This window comes from Stenotrophomonas sp. 3diitr2024 (assembly GCF_042136455.1).
Classification (GTDB): domain Bacteria; phylum Pseudomonadota; class Gammaproteobacteria; order Xanthomonadales; family Xanthomonadaceae; genus Stenotrophomonas; species Stenotrophomonas sepilia.
Genome location: NZ_JBHHMJ010000718.1, coordinates 1 through 346, shown reverse-complemented (window position 1 = coordinate 346; position 346 = coordinate 1). Strand labels below are relative to the sequence as shown.

Sequence of the window (346 nt, the reverse complement as noted above, 5' to 3'; positions counted from 1 at the left end):
GCCGAAGTGATCTACGAAACCGAAACCATCGCCGCCACGCCGAGCGGGGACAGCGCTGCGCTGGAAGCCGCCTTCGAGAGCGCCGCACCACCCACGCGCGAACCCACCTGGGATGACCCGGCACTGAGCCCGACGCTGCGGCGCTTCTACGAAAGCAACAAGCGCATCGACAGCCGGGGCACGCGTGAAGCATTGGGCTGGGAGCCGAGGTTCCCCAGCTACCGTGAGGGCCTGCGCGACGGTGGCGATGCCATCGAACGCGAAGGCATGCGCCGCGCGCACGTGGAAATCGAGCGCACCGACCTGGCGTTGATCGTGCTGGATGCGCGCGATCCGGCGGCCGGGC

The 346-nt window shown here is 69.1% G+C and carries 1 pseudogene; it reads left to right on the top strand.

Annotated features, from left to right (window positions below):
• Positions 1-346: pseudogene (locus tag ABGA94_RS18800) on the top strand (hypothetical protein); the annotation flags it as partial.